The sequence below is a fragment of the Streptomyces sp. NBC_00448 genome (assembly GCF_036014115.1).
Classification (GTDB): domain Bacteria; phylum Actinomycetota; class Actinomycetes; order Streptomycetales; family Streptomycetaceae; genus Actinacidiphila.
The window spans coordinates 6,466,312-6,490,817 of the sequence record NZ_CP107913.1; the positions used below are offsets into that span (position 1 = coordinate 6,466,312).

At 74.5% G+C, this 24,506-nt stretch carries 18 protein-coding genes; 12 read left to right on the forward strand and 6 right to left on the reverse strand.

Annotated elements, in window-relative coordinates; all coding sequences use genetic code 11:
- The first annotated feature begins 114 nt into the window (after positions 1-114).
- Together OG370_RS27875 and OG370_RS27880 are read left to right on the forward strand one after the other, a co-directional pair.
- Positions 115-1,170 carry a family 43 glycosylhydrolase gene (locus OG370_RS27875; RefSeq protein ID WP_328468947.1) on the forward strand — a complete coding sequence of 352 codons (1,056 nt, stop codon included), beginning with the start codon at positions 115-117 and terminating at the stop codon, positions 1,168-1,170.
- The gene (locus OG370_RS27880) at positions 1,167-3,143 is read left to right on the forward strand and encodes a DUF2264 domain-containing protein (RefSeq protein ID WP_328468949.1); all 1,977 of its coding nucleotides are present in this window, start codon (positions 1,167-1,169) and stop codon (positions 3,141-3,143) included. Before OG370_RS27875 ends, OG370_RS27880 begins: the two co-directional genes overlap by 4 nt.
- 81 nt (positions 3,144-3,224) lie before the next feature.
- On the opposite strand, the gene OG370_RS27885 is transcribed toward OG370_RS27880, so the two are convergent.
- The 3 genes from OG370_RS27885 to OG370_RS27895 form a co-directional block, all read right to left on the reverse strand.
- Positions 3,225-3,455 (reverse strand): DUF3107 domain-containing protein, encoded by a 231-nt coding sequence (locus tag OG370_RS27885; protein ID WP_328468951.1) that lies wholly within the window; start codon positions 3,453-3,455, stop codon positions 3,225-3,227.
- Between the two features lie 191 nt (positions 3,456-3,646).
- Positions 3,647-4,321 (reverse strand): TetR/AcrR family transcriptional regulator, encoded by a 675-nt coding sequence (locus OG370_RS27890; RefSeq protein ID WP_328468953.1) that lies wholly within the window; start codon positions 4,319-4,321, stop codon positions 3,647-3,649.
- A 188-nt stretch (positions 4,322-4,509) separates the two neighbouring features.
- Positions 4,510-4,869 carry a hypothetical protein gene (locus OG370_RS27895; protein ID WP_328468955.1) on the reverse strand — a complete coding sequence of 120 codons (360 nt, stop codon included), beginning with the start codon at positions 4,867-4,869 and terminating at the stop codon, positions 4,510-4,512.
- A 167-nt stretch (positions 4,870-5,036) separates the two neighbouring features.
- Between OG370_RS27895 and OG370_RS27900 the strand changes: the two genes are divergently transcribed.
- From OG370_RS27900 to moeZ, 7 genes are all read left to right on the forward strand, one after another.
- The gene (locus tag OG370_RS27900; RefSeq protein WP_328468957.1) at positions 5,037-6,080 is read left to right on the forward strand and encodes an alpha/beta fold hydrolase; all 1,044 of its coding nucleotides are present in this window, start codon (positions 5,037-5,039) and stop codon (positions 6,078-6,080) included.
- An 8-nt stretch (positions 6,081-6,088) separates the two neighbouring features.
- A complete protein-coding gene (locus OG370_RS27905; RefSeq protein WP_328468959.1) occupies positions 6,089-7,573 on the forward strand; it encodes a DUF3152 domain-containing protein in 1,485 nt (494 codons plus the stop codon).
- A gap of 239 nt (positions 7,574-7,812) precedes the next feature.
- Positions 7,813-9,465: a DUF3492 domain-containing protein gene (locus tag OG370_RS27910; RefSeq protein WP_328468961.1), complete on the forward strand. Its 1,653-nt coding sequence runs from the start codon at positions 7,813-7,815 to the stop codon at positions 9,463-9,465.
- Positions 9,466-9,974: 509 nt separating this feature from the next.
- The gene (locus OG370_RS27915; RefSeq protein WP_328468963.1) at positions 9,975-10,820 is read left to right on the forward strand and encodes a hypothetical protein; all 846 of its coding nucleotides are present in this window, start codon (positions 9,975-9,977) and stop codon (positions 10,818-10,820) included.
- 245 nt (positions 10,821-11,065) lie between these two features.
- The gene (locus tag OG370_RS27920) at positions 11,066-11,968 is read left to right on the forward strand and encodes an NAD-dependent epimerase/dehydratase family protein (RefSeq protein WP_328468965.1); all 903 of its coding nucleotides are present in this window, start codon (positions 11,066-11,068) and stop codon (positions 11,966-11,968) included.
- Between the two features lie 176 nt (positions 11,969-12,144).
- Positions 12,145-12,960, forward strand: a complete 816-nt coding sequence (locus tag OG370_RS27925) for a spherulation-specific family 4 protein (protein ID WP_443060900.1) — start codon at positions 12,145-12,147, stop codon at positions 12,958-12,960.
- Between the two features lie 136 nt (positions 12,961-13,096).
- Positions 13,097-14,275, forward strand: a complete 1,179-nt coding sequence (gene moeZ / locus OG370_RS27930) for an adenylyltransferase/sulfurtransferase MoeZ (protein WP_103884379.1) — start codon at positions 13,097-13,099, stop codon at positions 14,273-14,275.
- A gap of 95 nt (positions 14,276-14,370) precedes the next feature.
- Here moeZ and OG370_RS27935 read toward each other — a convergent pair whose 3' ends face one another.
- Entirely contained in the window at positions 14,371-15,450 is a 1,080-nt protein-coding gene (locus tag OG370_RS27935) for a hypothetical protein (protein ID WP_328468969.1), read from the reverse strand.
- Positions 15,447-16,118 carry a hypothetical protein gene (locus OG370_RS27940; RefSeq protein WP_328468971.1) on the reverse strand — a complete coding sequence of 224 codons (672 nt, stop codon included), beginning with the start codon at positions 16,116-16,118 and terminating at the stop codon, positions 15,447-15,449. Before OG370_RS27940 ends, OG370_RS27935 begins: the two co-directional genes overlap by 4 nt.
- 310 nt (positions 16,119-16,428) lie before the next feature.
- On the opposite strand from OG370_RS27940, the gene OG370_RS27945 reads away from it, so the two are divergent.
- Positions 16,429-16,995, forward strand: coding sequence for a hypothetical protein (locus tag OG370_RS27945; protein WP_328468973.1), 567 nt, complete (start codon positions 16,429-16,431; stop codon positions 16,993-16,995).
- 96 nt (positions 16,996-17,091) lie between these two features.
- On the opposite strand, the gene OG370_RS27950 is transcribed toward OG370_RS27945, so the two are convergent.
- The gene (locus tag OG370_RS27950) at positions 17,092-19,764 is read right to left on the reverse strand and encodes a lysylphosphatidylglycerol synthase domain-containing protein (protein WP_328474466.1); all 2,673 of its coding nucleotides are present in this window, start codon (positions 19,762-19,764) and stop codon (positions 17,092-17,094) included.
- 527 nt (positions 19,765-20,291) lie between these two features.
- On the opposite strand from OG370_RS27950, the gene OG370_RS27955 reads away from it, so the two are divergent.
- The gene (locus OG370_RS27955; protein WP_443060901.1) at positions 20,292-20,747 is read left to right on the forward strand and encodes an MGMT family protein; all 456 of its coding nucleotides are present in this window, start codon (positions 20,292-20,294) and stop codon (positions 20,745-20,747) included.
- A gap of 226 nt (positions 20,748-20,973) precedes the next feature.
- Positions 20,974-24,354, forward strand: coding sequence for an ATP-dependent helicase (locus tag OG370_RS27960; RefSeq protein WP_328468977.1), 3,381 nt, complete (start codon positions 20,974-20,976; stop codon positions 24,352-24,354).
- The last annotated feature ends 152 nt before the right edge of the window (positions 24,355-24,506 follow it).

Consider the following 24,506-nt stretch of genomic DNA (forward strand, 5'->3'; position numbering starts at 1 on the left):
GGTCACCACCATGACCGACACCACCACTGCCCCCTGCCCCGACCGGCCGTCGCCCGCCGTGCCGCCGTCGCCGTCCGGCCGCGGACATGCCCTCCGCGTGGCACGGACCGCGCGATGACGGGGGACCCGCGCGGGACGGCGGGCGGCGCCGTCATCGAGACCGCCCGGCCTTTCCTCGACCAGCACGGGCGGTTCGCCCAGCTGCACGGCGTCGGCATCCTGCGGATCGGCGACCGGTTCTTCGCCTGGGGCGAGGACAAGCGCGCCGGCGGGACGTTCGCGGGGATCGCCTGCTACTCCTCCGCCGACCTCGCCACATGGCGCCACGAGGGGACCTCCCTCGAGCCCGGCCACGGCGACCTCGCCCCTGGCCGCGTCGTCGAACGCCCGAAGGTGCTGCGGCACCCGCGCACCGGGCGGTACGTCCTCCTCGTCCACGTGGACTCCGCCGACTACGCGGACGCGCGGGTCGGATTCGCCAGCAGCAGCGACCCGATCGGGCCGTACGAATACCACGGCAGCGTAAGGCCGTTGGGGAATGCGAGCCGCGACATCGGCGTGTACATGGAGGAGGACACCGGCTACCTGCTCTCCGAGGACCGGGAGCGCGGATTGCACCTCTACCGGCTCACCGAGGACCTGCTCGCCGTCGACGCCCTCGTCGCCACCACGCTCGGCGAGCGCGGTGACCACGGCTACGAGTCGCCCGCGCTCGTCCGCGTCGGCGGTACGTACTACCTGTTCGGCTCGGACCTCACCGGGTGGGCGACCAACGACAACCGGTACGCGACGGCGCCCGCGCTCGCCGGGCCGTGGTCGCCGTGGCGGCGGTTCGCCCCGGCCGGGTCCGCGACGTACGACTCCCAGATCAGCACGATCGCCACGATCGCGGGCACCGAGCACACGACGTACGTGTACATCGGCGACCGCTGGCGTCCGGACCGTCTCGAACGCTCGCTGCCCGTCTGGATGCCGATCCGCATCGGCGACGGGCAGGCGCGGCTGGACTGGGTCGACCGGTGGAGCGTCGACATCGCGTCGGGCGCCGTCCGCGCGGCCGGGCCGGCGAGGGCGGCGGCTGGCAACGCGGCGAGCGCGGAGGCGAGCCCGACGACTCACGAGGGAGCCGGCGCGGTGGCGAGCACGCGGGCGGAGGTGGCGGACGCATGACCGGCACCGCACCCGACACCTTCGTGCTTCCGGCACCTGACGAGGCCGGCTCGCCCCTGACCGGGTGGACGCGCGCGCACTGGGACGCCGTCGGCCGGCGCTGGCTCCAGCGGATCGAACCCTTCGACAGCCCTGGCGGCGCCCTGCCGCGGCTGCCCGGACGCGTCACCGGCGACGGCGAGCGCCGCGAGGGCATGGAGACGGTCGGCCGGTCCTTCCTGCTGGCCGCCCCGCTCATCGCCGGCGCCCCGGGCGGCGAGGCCGAGGCGCTCACCGAGCGGTACGCCCGCGCGCTGCTGGCGGGAACCGACCCGGACGGCGCGGAGTCCTGGCCGCTCGGCGTCACCTGCCGGGCCCCGGTCACCGGTGTCACGAACTCGATCGTGGAGGCCGCGAACATCGCCTTCGGACTCCACATCAGCCGGGAGCGGCTCTGGGAACGCCTCACGCGGCCCGAGCAGCTCCGCATCGCCGACTGGCTGCGCCACCACGCCCGGCTGGAGGTCTGGCACAACAACTGGCAGCTGTTCCCGGCGATGGCCGAGGGGTTCCTGCGGTCGGTCGGCGCGGACACCTCCGCGTGCACCGGCGAGCGCAACGTCCGCCGCGTCGAGTCGTGGTACCTCGAACAGGGCTGGTACACCGACGGGCCCGAGCACGCGATCGACTACTACAACGCGTGGGCGATCCACCCGTACCTGTGGGCCTGGTACCGGATGACCGGCCGGACCGCGACGCCGGACGGCGCGCGCCACCTCGAACGCCTGGGCGCCTTCGTGGAGTCGTGGGCGGACACCGTCGCCCCGGACGGCTCGATGCTGCACGTGGGTCGCTCGCTCACCTACCGGACCGCCGCGCTCGCGGCCCTGTGGTGCGCGGAGATCTCCGGGGTCAACCCGCTGACCCCGGGCGCGACGCGACGGCTGGCGTCCGGGGTGCTCGCCCGGTTCGCCGGCGCCGGTGTCGGCATCGACCGGCCGCTGGACCTCGGGTGGTACCGCCCGTACGAACCGGTCGCGCAGACCTACAGCGGCTTCGGGTCGCCGTACCTGGCGGGCATCGGATTCCTCGGGCTGGCGATCGACCGCGACGCGCCGGTGTGGACCGCGGTCGAGGAACCGCAGCCGACCGAGACCGCGTCTGGGACGAGGGTCATGCCGTCGCTCGGCTGGCTCCTGACGACGCAGCGGGACGGAATCGTCCGGCTGGCCAACCACGGCAGCGACCACTGCGAGATCCCTGTCGAGCCGACCCGGGCGGACCCGGACGACCCGCACTACGCGAAGCTCGGCTACTCCAGCCACACCGCGCCCGGCACCGCCGGGGGATGGGACGGGAACGTCGACGGGCACCTCGCGCTGCTCGACGCGGACGGTCGGGCCAGCCACCGCGGGGTGATCCGGGCGATGCGGGTCGACGGTCCCGTCGCCGGGTCGGTCCACCTGCCGCAGATCGGCGGCCGCCTGCTCCCCGGCTGCTCCGTCGTGAGCGTCAGCATCCTCGACGCGGACCTCGAACTGCGGGCCCATCTCGTCCGGACCCCGGGGCCGCGCCCGGTGCGCGAGGGCGGCTGGGCCGTCGCGGACGGGTCGCCGGTCGAGTCGTACCCGGCCGCGGGGGAGCGCACCGCCGTCGTCGTCCGTGCGGACGGCCTCGCCGCGACGGCCGCCGGGCTCTACGGCTGGAGCGCCGCTGGTACGCACGCCGAGCGCGACACGAACGCGGTGGGGCCCTACTCCGCCGTTCCCGTGCTCACCGCCACGGCCGACGGTCCGGCCACCGTCCTCGTCGCCCTGCACGCCCTCGCGCGGTCCGGTCCCGTCGACGTCACGGACGCCGTCCACCTCGACGTCTCGGGCACCGTGGTCCACGTGCGGTGGGGGACCGGTGCGGAACACACCGTGGACCTCGCGACCTTCGTCCCGTGGGACGGCGTCGTGCCCGCCCGGGATGATCCCTCGGCTCCACGCTGACCGCCCGCCCGCCGGCCGCGGGAACGCAGAAGCCGCGCCCCCCGGTGGGGGCGCGGCTTCAGGGCCTGCGGCGGGGCGCGGTCAGAGCGCGGCGCCGAAGCCGACGCGGCGGGTGGCGGGCTCGCCGATCTCCACGTAGGCAAGGCGGTCGGCGGGGATCAGGACCTTGCGTCCGTGCTCGTCCACCAGGCTCAGCAGCTTGCTGGTGCCGGACAGCGCCTCGGCGACGGCGGCTTCCACCTCAGCCGCCGACTGCGCGCTCTCGATGTTGATCTCGCGCGGCGCGTGCAGCACGCCGATCTTGACCTCCACGGCTTGGATACCTCCGATGGTCGGGCGGTGTGCGCGGTCGAATCGCGCCGTACGCAGCAAAGACTAGCCCCGCCCGACCGGCGGTACCGGCACGGCGGAAACGCCGTGAGCGAACAGGCCCGCGGCGGTGCGCGACGAGCACGTGCGGGGCCGGACCCGAAGGTCCGGCCCCGCACCTGGTGGAACGAGGTTCAGCGCGCGTCCTCGGAGCCCTGCTCGGGCCGGTGCTCGCCCTCGGCCCCGTGCAGCGGGAACCCGGCGATGCCGCGCCAGGCGAGCGAGGTCAGCAACTGGACCGCGGTGTCGCGGGGCACGTCGCTGCCGCTGGCCAGCCAGTAGCGGGCCACCACCTGGGAGACGCCGCCGAGGCCGACCGCGAGCAGCATGGACTGCTCGGTGGGCAGCCCGGTGTCCTCGGCGATGACCTCGCTGATCGCCTCCGCGCACTGGAGCGCGACCTTGTCGACCCGCTCCCGCACCGCGGGTTCGTTGGTCAGGTCGGACTCGAAGACCAGCCGGAAGGCGCCGCCCTCGCCCTCGACGTAGGCGAAGTACGCGTCCATCGTCGCTTCGACGCGCTTCTTGTTGTCCGTGGTGGACGCCAGCGCCGTGCGCACCGAGTGGAGCAGCGACTCGCAGTGCTGGTCGAGCAGCGCGAGGTAGAGCTCGAGTTTGCCGGGGAAGTGCTGGTAGAGCACCGGTTTGCTGACCCCGGCCCGCTCGGCGATGTCGTCCATGGCCGCGGAGTGGTAACCCTGCGCGACGAACACCTCCTGGGCCGCGCCCAGCAGCTGCTCGCGCCGAGCCCTGCGGGGCAGGCGGGTGCCACGCGGCCGTGCCGCCTGAGTCTGCTCGATGGCTGTCACGCCGCCTCCCAGTTCTGGTGAAGGTACGAATGAACACCGCGATGGCCATCGTACTTTTCAGTAACGACCCTGTGCGCCGTGCGGACGGACATTCTCACTTCCTGGGACCTGCGGACGGAAGTCCCGACGGGTCCCTCCGGTCCCGCCCGCACCGCGGCGGTTCACCGGCGCGGGGCGTGGGGGCACCGTCAGCGGTAGTCGTCCTCGTCGTGGGCGACCGTACGGTGCTGCTCTGCGACGTCCGCCGGGTCGGCCTCGGTGGCCTGGTCGGCGGGGCGGGCGGTGATCCGGTCGTCGCGCTGCTGGAGCAGTTCGGCGCGCTGCTCCGCGGTGTCCGCCTCGGGTTCCTCCAAGCCGAGGCCGGCCGCCTCCTGCGCGGCCTCGGCGGCTTCCGCGGCCTCCGCCTCGTCCATCTCGCCGATCCCGTCCCGCTCGTCCCACTCGTCCGTGCCGTCGGACTCGTCCGGTGCGGCGAGCCTGCCGCGGGCGGCCGGCCCCCCGGCGCCGCCCTTAGGGCTGCCACTGGTGCTGCCGGTCTGGTCGGACATTGCCCCTCCTTGTGCCGGAACGCGCGATACCGCCACGTTCGAGCCTAGGAGCAGGCGCGCGCCCGTGCAGTGCGGGATGGCGGCTTTCCGCCGCTCGCCTGTCGTTTCCGGCCGCATGTGGCCGCGAACACTCGGCCGTTGACGTGATCGTCTCGTAATATTGCCGCATGCCCTCGACCGATCTTCCCCGCGCGGCCGTAGCACCGGCGTCCGTACCACCGGAGGGGCCGCATCTGGCGGCAGGCGAGACGGTGCGGACCGTGGGGCTGCCCGGGCTCAGCCTGGTGGTGCGGTCACGTACCGACGGCGGACCGGAACCCGCGCTGTGCGTGCACGGCCTCGGCGGCTCCTCGCAGAACTGGTCCGCGCTGATGGCCCGGCTCTCCGACGTGGTCAGCGCGGAGGCCCCGGACCTGCCGGGATTCGGCCATTCCCCGCCGCCGGACGACGGCAACTACTCGATCCCCGGGCACGCCAGGGCCGTGATCCGGCTGCTGGAAGCGGACGGGCGCGGGCCGGTCCACCTGTTCGGCAACTCCATGGGCGGCGCGGTCGCCGTCAAGGTCGCCGCGGCCCGCCCGGACCTGGTGCGCACCCTCACCCTGATCTCGCCCGCGCTCCCCGAGGTCCCGCCGCAGCTCACCGCCTGGCCCACCACGCTCACCGCGGTCCCCGGCGTGCTCCGGCTCTTCACCCGGCTGACCCGGGACTGGAGCCCGGAGCGCCGCACCGCCGGCCTGCTGGCGCTCTGCTACGGCGACCCGGGCGTGGTCGACGCGCAGGCCCGCGAGGACGCCGCGGCCGAGTACGAACGGCGGTTGAACCTGCCGTACTTCCGGGACTCGATGGTCCGCTCCATCCGCGGGCTCGCCGACGCCTACACCCTCGGCGGGCAGCACGCGCCGTGGCGCCAGGCCGAGCGGGTGCTCGCGCCGACCTTGCTGGTCTACGGCGGGCGCGACAAGCTGGTGTCGATGAGATCCGCGCGTCACGCGGCCCGCGCCTTCCGCGACCGGCGGCTGCTGCTCATCCCCGGCAGCGGGCACGTGGCGATGATGGAGTACCCGGCGCTGGTCGACCGGGCCTTCCGTGACCTGCTGTCCGACGTGGCCGCGCGACGGCGCGACGCCGGCGGCCCGCGGCAGCCCGGCGGCCTGGCGGGTGCGGGCATGGGCAGGGGTCCGAGTACCGACGCGGCGACCAGGAGCTGATCGAGGGCGTGGGGAAGCACAGCGCGACAGACGGTCAGGACGACCGGGACAGCCAGGACCGCTGGGAACAGGACGGCTGGGAGCAGGACCGTTGGGAGCAGCGGATACCCGACTCCGGTGGTTTCGTCAGCGGCGGCCCGATCCCCCCTGCCACCCCCGGCACCGGACGCCGCCGCCGCGGCCCCGCCGACGACAGCGACTACTTCGCGCCGCTGAGCCCGTACGGCATGGACGGCTCGGACGGTCCGGACGAACCGTGGAGCCCGCGCGACCCGGCCGAACCGCCGCTGCCGTACGACCCGGACGACTCGTCCGGCTCCCGCCCCGGCGACCCCGATCGGCCTGACCGGCCCGAGCATCCCGAGCACAACGCCTGGGGCACCCCCGGTGCCTGGTCGGCCGCCCGGTCCGGCCGCCGCGACCTGCCGTTCGACCCGGTCGAGGAGTGGGCCGAGGACTGGGCGCCGTACGACACCGCGTCCGCGCTCAGCTCGCCCGCCGTACACGGCTCCCTTCCCCGGCACGGCCAGGTGGGGCGGGTGATGCCGCGGCCCCGGCAGGAGTTCGTGGACGCCTTCGACCAGCCGTCGCCGCGCCTCGTGTCGCACCCGACGCCCGGCTCCGCCGCCTCGGGTGACGAGGGCGGCAGCGGCACGGACGACTCCGCGGCGCCCGCCGCGTCCGGCGCCGCCGGACGCGGCAGGACCCGCGCGCTCACCGCCGTCGCCGCCGCCACCGCGCTGGCCGCGATCGCGGTGCTGGCCGGCACCCAACTGCACCGCGGCCACCGCACCGAGGAGGACGCCACGCCCAGCGGCGACTCCGGCCCCTCGGCGGAGGAGACCTCCGCCGCGCCGTCCACCCCGTCCGCGGCGCCCGTGACCGCGAGCCCGGCGTCGTACGACGAGCAGATGGCCAGGCAGTATCCGCTCGACCCGCACCTCAGCCTCTCCGGCGCCTTCACCACCGTGCCCGGCCACCAGGCCGCCCCCGGCAAGGGCAAGGTGATGCGCTTCCGGGTCGACGTCGAGAAGGGGCTCGACCTCGACCCCCGGCTCTTCTCCGACGCCGTCTTCACCACCCTGAACGACGCGCGCAGTTGGGGTCACGGCGGCACGATGACGTTCGAACGGGTCTCCTCCGGCCCCGCCGACATCGTCGTCACCCTCGCCAGCCCCGGCACCACCGCCAAGTGGTGCGCCAAGTCCGGCCTCGACACCACGGTCGACAACGTTTCCTGCGACGCCGCGTCCACCCCGCGCACCATGATCAACGCGTACCGCTGGGCCCAGGGCGCCGCGACGTACGGCCCGGACCGCATGCACGCCTACCGGCAGATGCTGGTCAACCACGAGGTCGGCCACCGCCTCGGCCACAACCACGTCGGCTGCCCCCGCGAGGGCGCCCCCGCCCCGGTGATGATGCAGCAGACCAAGTTCCTGTCCCTCGACGGCGGCCCGACCTGCACCCCCAACCCCTGGCCGTTCCCGTAGCCGTTCCCCTGGCCGCGGCCCCGGCCGGCGCCGCGCAAGCCGGGTAAACGGCGGCCGCGCGCGGAAGTTACGCCCCTTCACCCCTTTTGGTGGCAGCGCGGACAACCGTCCACCGAAGCACCGTTGTCCCGGCATAGCGTGCTTCGCGCCGGACGGGCACAGCCACCGCGTCATCGAACCGCGCAGCACCCCGACCCGGCAGCGACCGTACATCCGGCACGCCGAGAGGGGGCGCACTCGTGCGCATCGCACTACTCACCGAGGGTGGTTACCCGTATGCGCGAGGTGAAGGAGGTGCGTGGTGCGACCGCCTGGTGCGCGGTCTCGCGCACCACGAATTCGATGTGTACGCGCTCAGCAGATCGCCGCGGACCGAGGCCGGGGGCCGGGTGGACCCGCCCCCGCCGGTCAAGCGGGTCAGGGCCGAGCGGCTGTGGGGCGAGCCGCCGGCCCCGGTGCGGGGCGGTGGCCGGGCCGAACGGAAGGCCAGGCGGGCCGCGTTCCGCTGGCACTTCGGGGACCTGGCCGCCGCGCTCGCGGGTGCCGCGGACAGTGCCGGCCGGGGCCGCCCGGCGCGCGGCCGTGACCGCGCCGACCGGTTCGCCGCGGGGCTGTACGGCCTCGCCGAACTGGCCGCCGAGCACGGCGGACTGCCCGAGCTGATACGGAGCGAGGACGCCCTCACCGCCCTGGAGGCGGCCTGCCACGCACCCGGCGTACGCCCCCTGCTCGGGGACATCGGCGTCACCGAACTCCTCGCGGTGGCCGCGCTGCTGGAGCACCAGCTGCGGCCGCTGTCGCTGCCCTGGTACGGCCCCGGCGAGCTGGGCTCCGCCGACGTGTGCCACGCCGTCTCCGGTGGCCCCGCCACACTGCCCGGGCTGCTGGCCAAACGCTTCTGCGGTACGCCGCTGATCGTCACCGAGTACACCGTGCGGGTGCGGGAGGCGCTGCTGGCCCACCGCGCGGCCGGGCTGACCCCCGCGGTACGGGTCCTGCTCGGGGACTACCACCGGCTGCTGGCCGGCGAGTCCTACCGGCAGGCCGCGCTCGTCACCCCCGGCTCGACCCATGTGCGCCGCTGGCAGGAGCGGTGCGGCGCGCCCACCGACCGTATCCGCACCGTCCACCCGGGCATCGACGCAGGGCGCTTCGCCCGGGCGGGAGAGGAGTCCGAGGAGGAGGCGCGGCGGCCCGCCGTGCGGGCCGAGCCCACGGTCGTCTGGGTGGGGCGGGCCGACCCCGCGAAGGACCTGATCGCGCTGCTGCACGCCTTCCACGCGATACGCGCGGAGGAGCCGCAGGCCCGGCTGCGGGTCTTCCACGCCCCCGTCACCGACGAGCGCTGCGCCGGGTACCTCGGGCACTGCCGGAGCCTGGCCGCGCAGCTCTTCCCCGACGAGGCGGCCCACCCGCACGCCGTCGGCGAGAGCCCGGTCGTCTTCGAGGAGATCGGGTCTCCTGGCGCGCCCGAACCCGCGGACGCCTACGCGGCGGGCGACGTGGTGCTGCTCAGCAGCAGTGCGGAGGGTTTCCCGCTCAACCTGGTCGAGGCGATGTTCTGCGGTCGCCCGACGGTCTCCACGGATGTCGGCGCCGTGCGCGAGGTGATCGGCGGCACCGGGCTGATCGTGCCCCCGCGGAACCCGCGCGCGCTCGCCGATGCGGCGCTCGAACTCCTCCGCGGACCTGAGCGGGCCACCCGCCTCGGCGCCGCCGCACGCGAGCGCGCGCTCGCGCTCTTCACGGTGACCACCTGCGTGCACGCCTTCCGCGACGCCTACCTCTCCGTCGTCGCCCGCCACCCCGTCCCCCGCGAGCCCCTCCACGACGCCACAGGCGCCCCCCGACCCTTCGTCGCCCCCGCGGAAGCCCTCACCCCGTGCCGCTAGGAGCCCCCATGCCACCCCGAGACGAATCGCTTCTGCAATCCCCAGGCGAATCGATTTATCAACTCCCCACCCGTCCGCGTATCCCGCCGACCCCTGCGAACGACGGCCCCCGCACCCCGCCGCCCGCGGGTGACCAGGCGAGTCCTGCGGTTCGTGACGGCGTGGGCGCCGTCCCGCCGGCAGCTGATCGCACGGGGACAGCGAGCCGTAGCGGTGAGGGCGTCTCGCCGCTGGAGGGTGACCGAGCAGGGTCCGTGAGCCGTGACGGCGTGAGTGGCTCGCCGTCGATGGGCGGGCCCCGTAGGGGCGCGGGGGACCGGGCGAGCAAGCGGCCACCGGCGGGTGATCGCACGGCGGCCGCGGGCCGTGACGGCGAGAGCGCCGTCCCACCGGCGGGTCGCTCGGGGGAGGGGAAGCGGGAGGGAGGGGGCGTCCCGCCGACCCCGGGGGCGCCGCGGCGCAGGGGCCCCGCGGACCCGGTCCGCGGGGTGATGCACCACCACCACGCGATGATCGCGGGCGCAGCCGACCCGTGGGAGGTGGCCGCGGGCCTGGAGGCGCGGGGCGTCACGGACGTGGACGCACGACGCCTGCGCCACCGCGACGTCTTCGGCCTCGCAGAGGAACTGTTCGCCCGGGTCCCCCGCACACCCCCGCGGAGCGCCCCCACCCCCGTGACCCGCACCTTCGTGCGGCCGCGCCCCCGCGACCTCGCCCTGCACCTGCTGCCGGCCGCGGCCTGCACCCTCGCCGCGGCCCTGCACGCCCCGGGCGCCGTCGCGGTCGCGGTGCTCGCCGGCACCGCGTGGCCGGCGCTGAGCCGGGGACCGTTACGCGTCCCCGGCCGCGCGGCGGCCCGCGTGCCCGCGGCGATGTGCGTCGTCGCGCTGCTCGCCCTGGCCCGCTGCGGCCCGGACCCGGTCGGCACCGGGACCCTCGCCGTACTCGCGCTGACCCTGCTCCCGGCGACAGCCCTGGCCCGCTGGTTCGCGTCGAGCGCCCGTGCCCAACTCGCCCCCAGCCACGGCCTCGCCGACTTCGCCGACGCGGTCCGTCCACGGCTGATCGCGGCCCTGGCCGGATACGCCGCGACCCTGCTCGTCCTGCTCGCCGTCCTCGGCTCGCTCCGCGGCTCGGCCGTCGGCGTGCTGCTGTTCGCGGCCCGCCTGCTCGCCGTGCACGGCGCGCCGCGGACCGCCGCCGCGGGCCTCGCCGTCGCCGTGGCCGCCCAAGCCCTGCTGCCGACCCTGCTCCCGGCGGGCCCCGCCGAGGCCGTCGCCTGCGGCGCCGCCGCCCTGGTCCTGGCCGCGCACTCCCTCCACCTCGTCCCGCGCGCCTCGGCCCACCGCATCTGACCTGCTGTATCACCAACCAGGAGAACCCTCGTGAGCACGCACCGCCCGTCCGCCCGGACCACTCCGGAAGCGATCACCCCGGAATTCCCCGGGACCCCGTACCTGTACGGCCGCCCACCGGCGGCGCCGACCTGGGGGGCCGTGCCGGTCGGCCCGTTCGCGATCCCCGTCCCGCCGCCCCCGGCGCGGCCCGCGCCGGCGGGCGGCCGTACGGTCGCGGGGCGCCGGACCCGGCGGGGTGTGCGATGAGGGTGCTGCTGCTCGGAGCCGACGGTTTCATCGGCCGCCACGTCGCGGAACGCCTGCTGGCCGACCCCGCCTGCCAACTGACCGCGCTGGGCCGCAGCGACGACGCGGACGTGCGGTTCGACCTCGCCTCGGGCGCGCCCGGGGTGCTGTCGCGGTTCGTGGACGCGGTCCACCCGGGGGTGGTGGTCAACTGCGCCGGCTCCACCCGGGGCAACGCCCGCGACCTGACCCGGCAGAACATCGTGGCCGTGGCGACCGTCTGCGAGGCGCTGCGCCGCAGTTCGGTCGCGGCCCGGCTGGTGCAGGTCGGCTGCGGGTCGGAGTACGGCCCCTCGCCGGTCGGCTCGTCCACCGGCGAGGACGCGTCGCCGCGACCAGGCGGCCCGTACGGCGTGAGCAAGCTCGCCGCCACCGAGCTGGTGCTCGGGTCGGGCCTGGACGCCGTGGTGCTGCGGGTGTTCAGCCCGGTCGGGCCGGGCACGCCGACGGGGGCGCCGCTGGGCCGGGTCGCGGAGGCGCTGCGCCGGGCGATGCAGAACGGCGACGGCGAGCTGAAGCTCGGCGGGTTGAGCGCGCAGCGCGACTTCGTGGACGTGCGCGACGTGGCCAGGGCCGTGCACGCCGCTTCGCTGTCGGCGGCGCAGGGCGTGGTGAACATCGGCAGCGGGCGCGCGGTGCGGATGCGGGACATGGCCGCGGCCCTCGCCCACGTCGCCGGGTACGACGGTGCGCTGCGCGAGCTGGACGACCCGCCGAACGCGGCGCCGTATCCGGACGGCTGTGGGTCCTGGCAGCAGGCCGACGTGCGTACGGCCCGCGACCGGCTCGGCTGGCGGCCACGGATCGGCCTGGAGGAGTCGCTGGCCGATGTGTGGATGGAGGCGGCATGCCGCGTCTGAACCCGTTCCCGCGCAGCGATCCGTCGACCCGCGGCGACCCCCTGGCCGCCCCGCGCGGCCGATCGGACCTGTCCCCGTCGGCCCGGTCGGCCGCGTCCGGCGCCTCGACGTCCGGCCCTTCGACGTCCGGACCTTCGACGTCCGGCCCGTCGATGTCCGATCCGCCCGTCTCCGACCTGTCCGGGGCCGCGGCGCCCGGGGCCGACTCGTCAAGGTTCCACCCGGCCAGGGGCGAGCGGTCCGGTGTCGCGCCGGACGGCCCGGCCCCGGCCGTCCCCGGAGCCAGAACCGGCTTCGGGGTGCCGCTCTTCGCGCACCCGCTGGTCGCGCCCGCGGAGTGGGCCGAACTGGCCCGGCCGGGCGCGCCGGTGGACTGGGCCGCCTTCGACGTGTCGTCCGGCCCCGGCAGCCGCGCGGACGCCCTCTGCGCCGAGGCCCTCACCCGCGTCCGTGAGAACGCCGTTCCACTCCTCGGACGGCTGGACGCGGTGTACGGCACCAGGCCGTACGGCGAGCTGGTCGCGGACGCCTCGCGCTACCGGGACTGGTACCAGGTGGACGGCTTCTACGTGGACCGGGCGCCCACGCTCCGCGCCGAGGCGGCGCAGTGCCGCCGGGCCACCGCGACCCTGCGGGCGCTGCTGCCGGAGGGCGGCCGGGTGGTGCTCGCGCCCGGCGCGCACCCCTACCCCGGCTATGCCGAGTTCGCCGACCAGCTGGTGCTCTTCGCCGGGCCGTGGACGCGCTACCGCTGGTCGGAGGTGCCCGCGTGGACGGCGGAGTACCCGCCGAGGCGGTTCGCGCACCTGGTGCACGGCCTGCCCGCCACGCACCTGGACGCCGCGCTGCGGGTCGCCCGCTGGCAGGGCGCGGGCACCGTGTACATGACCGACCGCACCGACCGGGACGGCGCGGACCCGTGGGCGGGCCTGCCCGGGTACTGGAACGAAGCGGTGCGCAGGGTGCGCGAGGAGCCGCCGCCCAGCATGTGACCAGGTTTCGTCTCGGCCTTCGGACCGGGTGTCTTGGAATGAAGAAGGGCGTGGCAGTGTTACAGGGCCAGGACGTGCGGGCGGCCGCCCGTACCTACTGTCCGATGACCTACCCAACCGTATTGCTGAGGTCCCTGTGTCGCTGCCACCCCTGGTCGAGCCGGCCACCGAACTCACCGTTGACGAGGTCCGCAGGTATTCGCGCCACCTGATCATCCCGGACGTCGGGATGGACGGGCAGAAGCGGCTGAAGAACGCGAAGGTGCTGTGCGTCGGGGCCGGCGGCCTCGGTTCGCCCGCGCTGATGTACCTGGCGGCGGCGGGCGTCGGCACGCTGGGCATCGTCGAGTTCGACGAGGTCGACGAGTCGAACCTGCAACGCCAGATCATCCACAGCCAGGCCGACATCGGCCGTTCCAAGGCCGAGTCCGCCCGGGACACCGTCAAGGGCATCAACCCGTACGTGAACGTGATCCTGCACGAAGAGCGGCTCGAAGCCGAGAACGTGATGGAGATCTTCGCGCAGTACGACCTGATCGTCGACGGCACGGACAACTTCGCCACCCGCTATCTGGTCAACGACGCCTGCGTGCTGCTCAACAAGCCGTACGTCTGGGGTTCGATCTACCGCTTCGACGGCCAGGCGTCGGTCTTCTGGTCCGAGTACGGCCCCTGCTACCGCTGCCTGTACCCGGAGCCCCCGCCCCCCGGCATGGTGCCCTCCTGCGCCGAGGGCGGCGTCCTCGGCGTGCTGTGCGCCTCGATCGGCTCGATCCAGGTCACCGAGGCGATCAAGGTGCTGGCCGGCGTCGGTGACCCGCTCGTCGGCCGGCTGATGATCTACGACGCCCTGGAGATGACCTACCGCCAGGTCAAGGTCCGCAAGGACCCGAACTGCGCGGTGTGCGGCGAGCACCCGACCGTCACCGAACTGATCGACTACGAGGCGTTCTGCGGCGTCGTCTCCGAGGAGGCCCAGGAGGCCGCGCTCGGCTCCACGATCACTCCCAAGCAGCTCAAGGAGTGGATCGACGACGGCGAGAACATCGAGATCATCGATGTCCGTGAGCCGAACGAGTACGAGATCGTGTCGATCCCCGGCGCGAAGCTCATCCCGAAGAACGAGTTCCTGATGGGCTCGGCCCTCGAACACCTCCCGCAGGACAAGCGGATCGTGCTGCACTGCAAGACGGGCGTGCGCAGCGCGGAGGTGCTGGCGGTGCTGAAGTCCGCGGGCTTCTCCGACGCGGTGCACGTCGGCGGCGGCGTCATCGGCTGGGTGAACACGATCGAGCCGGACAAGCCGGTCTACTAGGCCAGGCGACAGTAAGGGGCGGCACCTTGGGGTGCCGCCCCTTACTCATGCCGTGCTGCTCATGCCGTGTCACCCATGCCGTGCCCGCGGGTGGGTCAGCGGTTGATGGACTGGATCTCCTGCACGGTGACCTGCTTGGGCTGCTGGATACGGCCGTCGGGCAGGGCCGCGCCGCCGCCGTCCGAGCCGGTCCAGCTGACGCTCCAGGTGGCGGTGACGTCGAGGTCGAACGGCCCGGTCGCCTGGGTGGACCTGAGGTAGGTCACACCGCACGGCGGATCGGCCTTCGGGTTCCCGTTGTAATCCGCGCCGACTGTCCCGTCCCCCGCGATCGGGCAGTCGCCTGATGCCGGGTACACCGTCGCGTCCGACGTCCCCGGGTCGATGTGCACGCTCGTCGGGCTCGCGGTGGTCTCCGCCCAGATCTGCTGTCCGCCGCCGAGGTCCACCGATGCCCGCACCTTCACCGGCGTGTACTTCTCGTCCAGCCGCACCCAGGTGGGCAGGTTGACGGTCTGGGTGTTCACCGGGTTGGTCTTGATCGTCACGCCGGGCACCTGCGTGTGCGCGTACGCGATCTTCGACAGCATCTCGGGCGTGATCACGTTCGGCGTGCCGGCGGGCGGGCGCTGCCCGTTGGGCACGAAGAAGGGGATCGTGGAGTTGCAGGCGAACTTGTCCAGGCTGTTCGGGGCGTCCGGGTTCTCCACCGGCCCCCAGAACATGCCCTTGCCCTGCTGGTCGATGTTGAAGTCCTTGTAGCCCTTGCCGCTGCCGTCCCAGGTGTAGTTGCTGTCGTAGTGCTTCTTGTACTGGTCCATGGCTTCGAGGGCGTAGTTCGCCTGCCCCGGCACGTTGGTGGCCTTCACCCCGTCCAGGACGTTCTTCTTGAACGTCACCGGGTCGGCTATCGGGCCGATCCAGCAGGGCGGCGGCGTCCAGTGCACGTCGACGGACGTGAGGGGGTGCGAATCCCCGCTGGGGGAGCCGGAGGGGTACGTGACGCTGACGGCTCCCGCACCGGCGGTGAGGGTGCCGTTCTTGCTGTCGCCCGAAGTATGGCTCGTCGGGGTGTCCTTGGACGTGCCGGTGTAGGCGTAGCCGGGTCCGGCGGCGGCGAGGACGACCACTCCGGCGAGCACCAGGCCGCGCCGCGCCGCTCTCTTGGCGTTCACTGCTTGCATTGGAGTGCCTTCTCCTTCACGGTGACTTCGCGCGCCTGCCAGACCGCCTTCGCGGTGGGGAGTTTGACCATGACGATGTCCCAGGACACGTAGTTCCGGTCGCTCGCCCCGGTCACGTGCACCTTTCCGCCGACGACCTCTTTGCTGTACAGCTTCGACTGGTCGTTGCAGAGCTTGACCTCGACGGAGGCGCCGCCGCTGCCCATCGTGAAGGTGGGCCCGTAGTAGCGGTCGGTGCCGGTCATCGTCAGCTTCTGGTCGACGTTCTGCTGGACGTAGCCCTGGGCGTAGGTGAGGGCGCTGTCGGCGGAGTACCCGAGCAGGCCCGGGTCGCTCTTGTTCTGCTTGGTGACCGCGTGGTCGATCGCCTGGATGTAGTTGGCGGCGCCCGAGAGCGCGGCGGCCTGGTCGGCGTTCTTCGGTGTCGCCCACTGGAACTGGGCCTTCAGGTCGGCCGGGAGCTTCAACGTGGGGTCGATCCGCAGGGACGCCCCGTTCGCCTCGCTCGGTGAGGCGGTGGACGTCGAGGGCGATGCCGAAGTGCTCGGCGACGTCGAGATCTTGTCGCCACCGCCGCCCGAGCCGCCGCCGCAGGCGGTCAGGGTGAGGGCGGTGGCCGCCGCGAATGCGGTGGCGGTCACTGCGGTGCGTGCTCGCATCGTGGAGAGCTCCCGATCGGTCGTCGCAAAGGGAGCCACCGGGTCCGCGGCAATGACGTACACCCGAGTCTGGTCCCCGTATCCAGGCTTTCACCGTATCGAAGCGGAACAGCCTGTTCGAGGGCGGTGCAGTGCCTATTGGGTCACGGACGTGTCACGCCGTCAGCAGCCGCCGGATGCGCGGAGTTCACGGGATTTCCCCGGACGAAGGACAACCCTTCCTGGACACAGACGGTCTTACGGGGTGTCAGATCGCTTATTGGATAAGAGTGGTCTATCACCACACATCTCACGAAAGGTCAGGCCAGACATGCAACTCGCGCGTACCCGTACCCGGAGCACGGTCCGCCGGCTCGCCCTCACCGCCGTCGCGCTCGGTCTCGCCGTCGCCGCGCCCGCGGCAGCCGCCCAGGCGAGCACCACCCACGGCACGCACCCGGCCGCGCCCACCCAGTCCGCGGGCGGCGTGCACGGCGACCACACCACCGGCGCCGAGGTGCCGCAGGCCGCCGGGTCGGTCCGCTCGGGCGACCCGCAGTCGACCGTCGACCGCGTCGCGGACTTCTACGGCGCCTACATCGACGTGGTGTGGGACGCGCGCAACGACGACCTGCGCAACGGACTGCGCGAGCACTACCTGACCAGCGGCTTCCGGACGAAGCTGGCCGCGTGGGAGGCCGCGCAGCACGCCGACGGTGTGCTGCGCGCCCAGGACAACCCGATCGGCTGGCAGGTCACGGCAGACGGCGGCGGCGCCGGCCACGCCTTCAGCACCGTCCGCCTCACCTGGGGCAACCCGAGCAGCCCGTACTACACGTACCTGAAGGTCCAGTCCGACCTCGCGACGAAGCAGATCTCGGACATCGAGGACCAGTGAGCCGCCGATCCTGCCGACCGGGTCGTCCCGCCGGCCGGCAGGACGGCCACCGTCCCGGTCCCTGTCCCGCTCCCCGTTCCGGTCCCTGTTCCGGTCCTACAACTCGCCCTTGCGGCTGAGGTGCGTGAAGGCGAGCCAGCCCGGCAGCACCGGCAGCCAGAAGGTCAGCAGCCGGAAGAACAGCACCGCCGGGGTGGCCACCTCCTTCGGCAGCCCCGCCGCGATCAGGCCGCCGGTCAGCGCCAGTTCGACCGCGCCGACACCACCCGGTGTCGGCGCCGCGGACCCCAGCGCGTTGCCCGCGAGGTAGACCACCGCGATCGTCGCGTAGCTGAGGTTGCCGTCGAAGGCCCGTACGCAGCCGTCCAGGCACAGCACGAAGGTCACCGTGACCATCAGGGTGCCGCCGATGCCGGTGAGCAGCTTCGCCGGGCGCTGGAGCACGTCCAGCATGCGCGGCACGACGCCCGCGAACAGCGCGCGCACCCGGGTCGAGACGAACTTCCGCAGCGCGGGCACCGCGGTGACCACCAGCACCAGCACACCCGCGGTCAGCAGCCCCGCCATGACGGTCCTGGACGGCGACAGCGACGGCGTCTTCTCGGTGCCGGTGATGAAGCCGAACGCCATCAGCAGCACGATGTGCGAACCGAGCCCGACGAGCTGCGAGGCGCCCACACTGGCCACCGCGAGCCCGGGCCGTACCCCCGCCTTCTGCAGATAGCGGGTGTTCAGCGCCACCCCGCCCACCGCGGCCGGCGCCACCAGCTTCACGAACGACCCGGCGACCTGCGCCATCACCGTCCGCGGCCACGACAGCCGCTCCGGTACGAAACCGGACAGCGCGCCGGCCGCGGCGACGTAGCTCGCCGCGGAGCCGACCACGGCGACCAGCGCCCACTTCCAGTCCGCGTGCACGATGGCGTGGCCGATCGGCACCGACGAGAGCTGGGAGAGCAGGAAGTACGCGGCGAAGGCGCCCGCGATGACCGTGATGAGGGTGCGCGGCTTGATCCGCTCCAGCCGCACCGGCTCGACGGGCGCCTGCGGGCGGATCAGCAGCACCTGCTGCCTGATCCGCGACAGCAGGTCCTCCTCGCGGATCTCCTCCAGCGCGTCCTCCATGGCGCGCTTCTCCGCCTTGGTCTCTGCCTTCCGCTCCGCCTTCGACGGCGTCTTGGCCGCCGAGCCGTCCGGCTCGGCGGCCACCGTGGCGGTGCTCGGCGCCGGCTCGCGGGCGGGGTGCGCCCTGCCGCGCTCCCTGGCCTCCTTGTCCGCGGCCAGCGCGGCGAGCACCGCTTCGCGCTCCCGCACCGCGCGGGCCCGGTTGAGCATCTTCAGCTCGCCGCGGGTGGAACGGCTCAGCGCGATCGGCTGCAGCAGCGGCAGCGACGCGGCGACCGCGTCCGGACCGAGCACCGACAGCGCCGCGCCCACCGCCCGCGCCGGGCCGACCCGCAGCGCCATGGTGGTCAGCAACTGCGCGATGTCCATCCGCAGCAGGATGTCGCCGGTGGCGATCTCGCCGCCGCGCAGGTCGGTGAGGAAGACCGTGCCGTTCCGGTCCACCAGCAGGGACTCGCCGACCAGCCGCCGGTGCGCGATCCGCCGCGACTGCAGGGCGCGCACCTGCGTCCACGCCTCGCGCATCAGGGCGTCGGTGATCTCGTCGTCGTCCAGCGCGTCCAGGCGGCGGCCGCCGATGTGCTCGTAGACGAGCATCACCGCGTCGGGGCCCAGCTCCGAGGTGGCGATCAGCTTCGGCGCGTTGGCGCCGGCCGCGATCGCCGCGTAGGCCAGCAGCGCCTCCTGCTCCAGCGCCTGCCGCAGGGACAGCAGGCTGCGGCGCTGGGTGATCCCGCCGACCAGCGACATCCGCCGCCAGGCCCGGTAGAAGAAGCCGTGCGCCTGCTGCTCGCGGTCCACCACGGTCACGTCCAGCGGCGGACCGTCCTCCAGGGTGACCAGGTAGGCGCGGCCGCGGTCGGAGTCCGCGCTCTCCGGGCCGGTCTCCACCACCCGGCGCGCGGTCAGTGGCGCGAACCCGACCCGGCGCAGGCCCGCGAGCAGGTTCTGGCCGGTGGGGCGGACGTTCGGCGAGCCGACCGCGTAGATCGTGCCGTTGGCGACGGCCCAGCCGATCAGCAGGGTCAGCGCGATGGAGAACGGCGTGGTGTAGCCGCCGGCCAGCACCGCGAACGCGTCCAGCAGCAGGACGAACCACAGCGCGACCCGCCAGCGCGGGCGTCTGGCCATGCCGGAGGCGGTGACGTAGGCGATCACCGGTGCGAGGTAGCCCTGCACCGGGTCGGTCATGCCCAGGCCGGTCGGCGCGCCGTGCGAGAGCGCCTCGCGGATCGAGCCGGGGGCGGCGTTGGTGACCCACAGGTCGGTGGCGAGCGCGGCGCCGTGCGCCAGTACGGCCGCGAGCACACCGTCCGCGATCCGCAGCCCGTCCCGTCTGACCAGCCGCTCCACGGCGAACGCCACCGGCACGATGAGCACCGCCACGCTCGCGGTGGTGCCGGTGAACGAGGAGAAGAAGTCGGGCGCCCGCATGGCGCCCTTGGTGATGTCGGTCTCCAGGCCGTTGGTGGTGGCGTGCGCGAAGCCCGCGATGGCGAGCACCACCCCGATGCCCAGCAGGCCCATGAAGAAGCGCACCAGGTCGGCGGGGCGGTGCACCCGGGCGGCGAGCAGCGGCTCGTCCACGGACACGGCCTGCCGGGTGGCGCCGGCCGGTTCGAGCGGCGCGCCGTCGGCGGGCAGGTCGCCGCCGGACAGGTCCTCGGTGTCCGGTGAGGACCAAAACGGTTCTTCCGGTGCCCGGTGCGAGCCGTGCGGCTGGGGGGCGGGCGGCTGCGCGGGGTTGTGGGGGTCGGCGGGGCGGTCGGGGGCGCCGCGCGTGGACCCGGTGCCGCCCGGGTCGCCCGGGGCGCCTGCGCCCTCCGAGCTGCCCGACCCGTCCGTGCCGGAGTTGCCGGAGCCGTCCGAGCTGCCGTTGCCGTCCGAGCTGCCGGAGCCACCTGAGCCGCCGGAGCCACCTGAGCGACCTGAGCCGCCGGCCACCGCCTTCGCGCCCCGGTCGCTGTCCTCGCTCACCGCGACCTGCGGCTCAGGGGCGGACGGGGACAGCGCTCCAGGAGCGCCGGCGGCCTCCACGGCCTCGCCGGCGCCCTGCTTGTCCCCTGTTGTCTCTTCTTGGTCTCGTATCACCAGTCACCGCCCGGACGATGGTGGCATGCGCTGTGCGCGTACGGAGCCGTAGCCCCCCGGTGTCGGCGGTGTGCGGCAGGATTGGCCGGGTGAGCGAGGAGAGCGGTGCGACCGGGGCGGGCGAGCTGGGCCCGTACGCGGAGAAGGTGCTGGACGCGGTGGACCTGATTCCGCCGGGCCGGGTCATGACGTACGGCGACGTGGCGGAGTGGCTGGGGGAGGGCGGTCCGCGTCAGGTCGGCCGGGTGATGGCGGAGTACGGGGCGGTGGTGCCGTGGTGGCGGGTGGTGCGCTCCGACGGGGTGCTGCTCGCCGGGCACGAGCAGCGCGCCCTGGCCGCGTACCGCGCGGAGGGCACCCCGCTGCGGACGGTCGGCCCCGCCGCCCAGGGGCACATACCGCGCCTGGACATGCGCGCGGCCCGCTGGGACGGGCTCTCGCCGGACGGCACGCACACGCCGGACGGCCCCGGGCGGGCGCCCGGCGCCGGCGCCGAGGGCGCGCCCGGGTCTGCGGGTGGCGCGAGCGGCGGATGACGGCCGGAGGGTCATGTCATCCAGCTTCCGCCATGCGGAGGCAACGCATGCCGCGACCAGCCCGTACGGAGTACATTGCCTGACCACCACGAAACCGGCGAACCACGTGAACCCCTCTTCCCCACTTCCTCGCGTTTCCCCTGGCGGCGCCCCCGCGGCGCCCGGCCGGGAGGACCGGACCGGCGACGCCCGTGCGACCCGCCCGGGCGTCGGAGGCTACCGGCTGGTGCGCGCGCCGGCGGTGTCCGCCGCGCCTCCAGTGCTGGACGCATCCCAGCGCGCTGTGGTTGAGCACGGGCAGGGACCTCTCCTGGTGCTCGCCGGCCCCGGCACGGGGAAGACCACCACGCTGGTGGAGGCCGTGCTGGCCCGGGTGCGGGCCGGCACCCCCGCCGACCGGGTGCTCGTCCTGACCTACGGCCGCGCCGCCGCCGTCGAGTTGCGCGACCGGATGGCCGCCCGCGCGCAGGCCGTGACCGGCAGCGCGAGCGCCGCGCCGCAGGCCACCACCTTCCACTCGTTCTGCTACGGGCTGCTGCGCGCCCACCAGGACCCGGACCTGTTCGCCGAGCCGGTGCGGCTGATGTCCGGGCCCGAGCAGGACCTGATGGTCCGCGAACTGCTCGCCGGACAGGCCCGGCTCGCCCGCGAGGGCCGCGCCAAGGTGAGCTGGCCCGACGACCTGCGGGCGGCGCTCACCACTCGCGGCTTCGCCGACGAGGTGCGCGCGGTGCTCGCCCGCACCCGCGAACTCGGCCTCGCCCCCCGCGCGCTCGCCGACTTCGCTCGCCGGATCGGCCGGCCCGACTGGCTCGCCGCGGCCGCCTTCCTCCAGGAGTACCTGGACGTCGCCGACCTCCAGGGCGTCATCGACTACACCGAACTCGTACACCGCGCGGTCCGGCTGGTCCGGCGGCCCGAGGTGCACACCGAACTCGCCGGGCGCTACGACGCGGTCTTCGTCGACGAGTACCAGGACACCGACGCCGCACAGGTCCGGCTGCTGCACGCGATCGCCGGGCAGGGCCGTACCCTCGTCGCCTTCGGCGACCCCGACCAGTCGATCTACGCGTTCCGGGGTGCCGACGTGAACGGCATCCTCGACTTCCCCGCCGCCTTCCCCGACCGGGCCGGCCGCCCCGCCCCGGTGCGCGTGCTCACCGGCAACCGCCGGGCCGGCGCCGCGCTGCTCGCCGCCACCGGGCGGCTGGCCGGCCGGATGGCGCTGCCCCGCCTGCCCGCCGCAGCGGCCCGCGCCCACCGCGCGCCCGCCGCCCACCGCCCCGGCGGCGCCCTCGCGGTGCGCACCCACCCGACGCCCGGCGCCGAACTCGACGCCATCGCCGACGCCCTGCGCCGCGCCCACCTCGAAGACGGCATCCCGTGGTCGGACATGGCGGTCCTCACCCGCACCACCTCCGCGCTGCCCACGCTGCGCCGCGCGCTCGCCTCCGCCGGTGTCCCGATCGACCTCGCCCCGTCCGCGACCCCGCTGCACGCCGACCCGGCCGTCGCGCCGCTGCTGCTGGCGCTGCGGGTGGCGGCGGAAGCGGCGGCGCCCGCGGCGGCGCGCGGGGACATGGCCGGGACCGAGGCCGTGGGGGAGGCCGTGGAGGAGGGCGAGGTCGCGGAGGAGGCCGGGACCGGGGACGCGGACGGGCACGAGGCCGTAGCCGTATCCGTGTCGGCGGACCGGAGCGGGGACGGGAGTGGGGACGACGGCCCGGAGGGGGACGCTCTCGGGCTCTCCGTCGAGGACGCCCTGACCCTGCTCACGTCGCCGCTGGGCGGCATGGACTCGGCGGACCTGCGGAAGCTGGGGCGCGCGCTGCGCGAGGAGGAGCGGGCGGCGGGCGTGGCGGTGCCGCGTCCCTCGGACCTGCTGATCGCGGAGGCGGTCGCGCGGCCGGAGCGGCTGGCGACGCACGACGCCTCGTACGCGCGGGGCGCCCGGCGGATCGGGGCGCAACTGGCCGCGGCGCGCGCGGGGCTCGCGGCGGGCGGCACCGTCGAGGACGCGCTGTGGGCGCTGTGGAACGGCTCGCCGTGGCCGGGCCGGCTGGAGCGGGCGGCGCTGCGCGGCGGTCCGGCCGGACGGAACGCCGACCGCGACCTGGACGCGGTGTGCGCGCTGTTCGAGACGGTGGCCCGGGCGGAGGAGCGCACGGGGGGCCGCGGCGCGCTGAACCTGATCGACGAGCTGTCGTCGTTCGACATCGTGGCCGACACGCTCGGCGGTCGCGCGGTCCGGCCCGAGGCCGTACGCCTGATGACCGCGCACCGCGCGAAGGGCCTGGAGTGGCCGCTCGTGGTGGTGGCGGGCGTGCAGGAGGGCGTGTGGCCGGACCTGCGCCGCCGCGGCTCGCTGCTGGAGGCGGACCGGATCGGTGGTGACGGCCTCGCGCCGCCGCTCACCCCGGGCGCGCTGCTGGCCGAGGAGCGCCGGCTGTTCTACGTCGCGGTGACCCGCGCGCGGGACCGGCTGCTGGTGACGGCGGTGAAGTCCGCGGCGGACGACGGCGACCAGCCCTCCCGGTTCCTCGCCGAACTCGGCGTGGAGCCGGTGCACGTGGGCCACCGGCCGCGCCGCCCGCTCGCGGTGGCCGCGCTCGTCGCGGAGTTGCGCGCGACCACCGTGGACCCGACCGTGTCTCCCGAACTGCGTGACGCCGCCGCCCGCCGGCTGGCCCGGATGGCCTCGCTCACCGACGACGGCCACGCGCTGGTGCCCGCCGCGGACCCCGAGCGCTGGTGGGGGGTGTACGAGCCGACCCGGTCGGCCGTGCCGGTCCGCGACCGGGACCAGCCGGTCGTGCTGTCCGGCAGCGCGCTCGACCAGCTCGCCAACACCTGCGCGCTGCAGTGGTTCCTGGGGCGCGAGGTCAAGGCCGAGCCGCCGTCGACGGCCGCGCAGGGCTTCGGGAACGTGGTGCACGTCCTGGCCGACGAGGTCGCCTCCGGCCGTGCCCCCGCCGACCTCGACGTGCTGATGGCGCGGCTGGACTCCGTATGGGACGCGCTCGCGTTCGACGCGCCCTGGAAGTCCCGGCAGGAGCGGGAGAACGCCCGCGCCGCGCTGGAGCGCTTCCTGCGCTGGCACGTCATGGAACGGGGCCGCGAGGCGGTCGCCGGGGAGCACGCGTTCGACGTGACGCTGGAGGCGGGCGACGCGCAGGTGCGCATCCGCGGCAGCATGGACCGGGTGGAGACGGACGCCGAAGGGCAGGCGTACGTCGTGGACTTCAAGACCGGGCGGGCCAAGCCCACCGCGAAGGAGGTCGCCCGGCACCCCCAACTCGCGGTCTACCAGCTCGCCGTCCGCGAGGGAGCCGTCGACCCGCTCTTCGGCGGGGCCCGTCCGCACCCCGGCGGCGCCGAACTCGTGCAGCTCCGGCTCGGCGCCACCCGCAAGGAGGGCGGCGACGCGCTCCCGGCGGTGCAGCGGCAGGAGCCCATCGAGGGGGAGTGGGCCCAGGACCTCCTCGCCGAGGCGGCCGGGCGGGTGCTGGACGAGCGCTTCACACCCGCGGCCGGCCAGCACTGCGCGCACTGCGCCTTCCGCTCGGCCTGCACCGCCCGGCCGGAGGGCCGGCACGTCGTGGAGTGAGCGCGAGGGAGGAGCGAGCGCGGGGTAGAAGCGGGCGCTGGGGGCGGAACACACGCCGGGAAGAAGCGCACGCCGGGGTCGGAGCGCACCCGGGGTGGGTGTGACGGCCTGTGGATAACCCACAGCACGCTGTCGCAGCCGGACGCTATGGT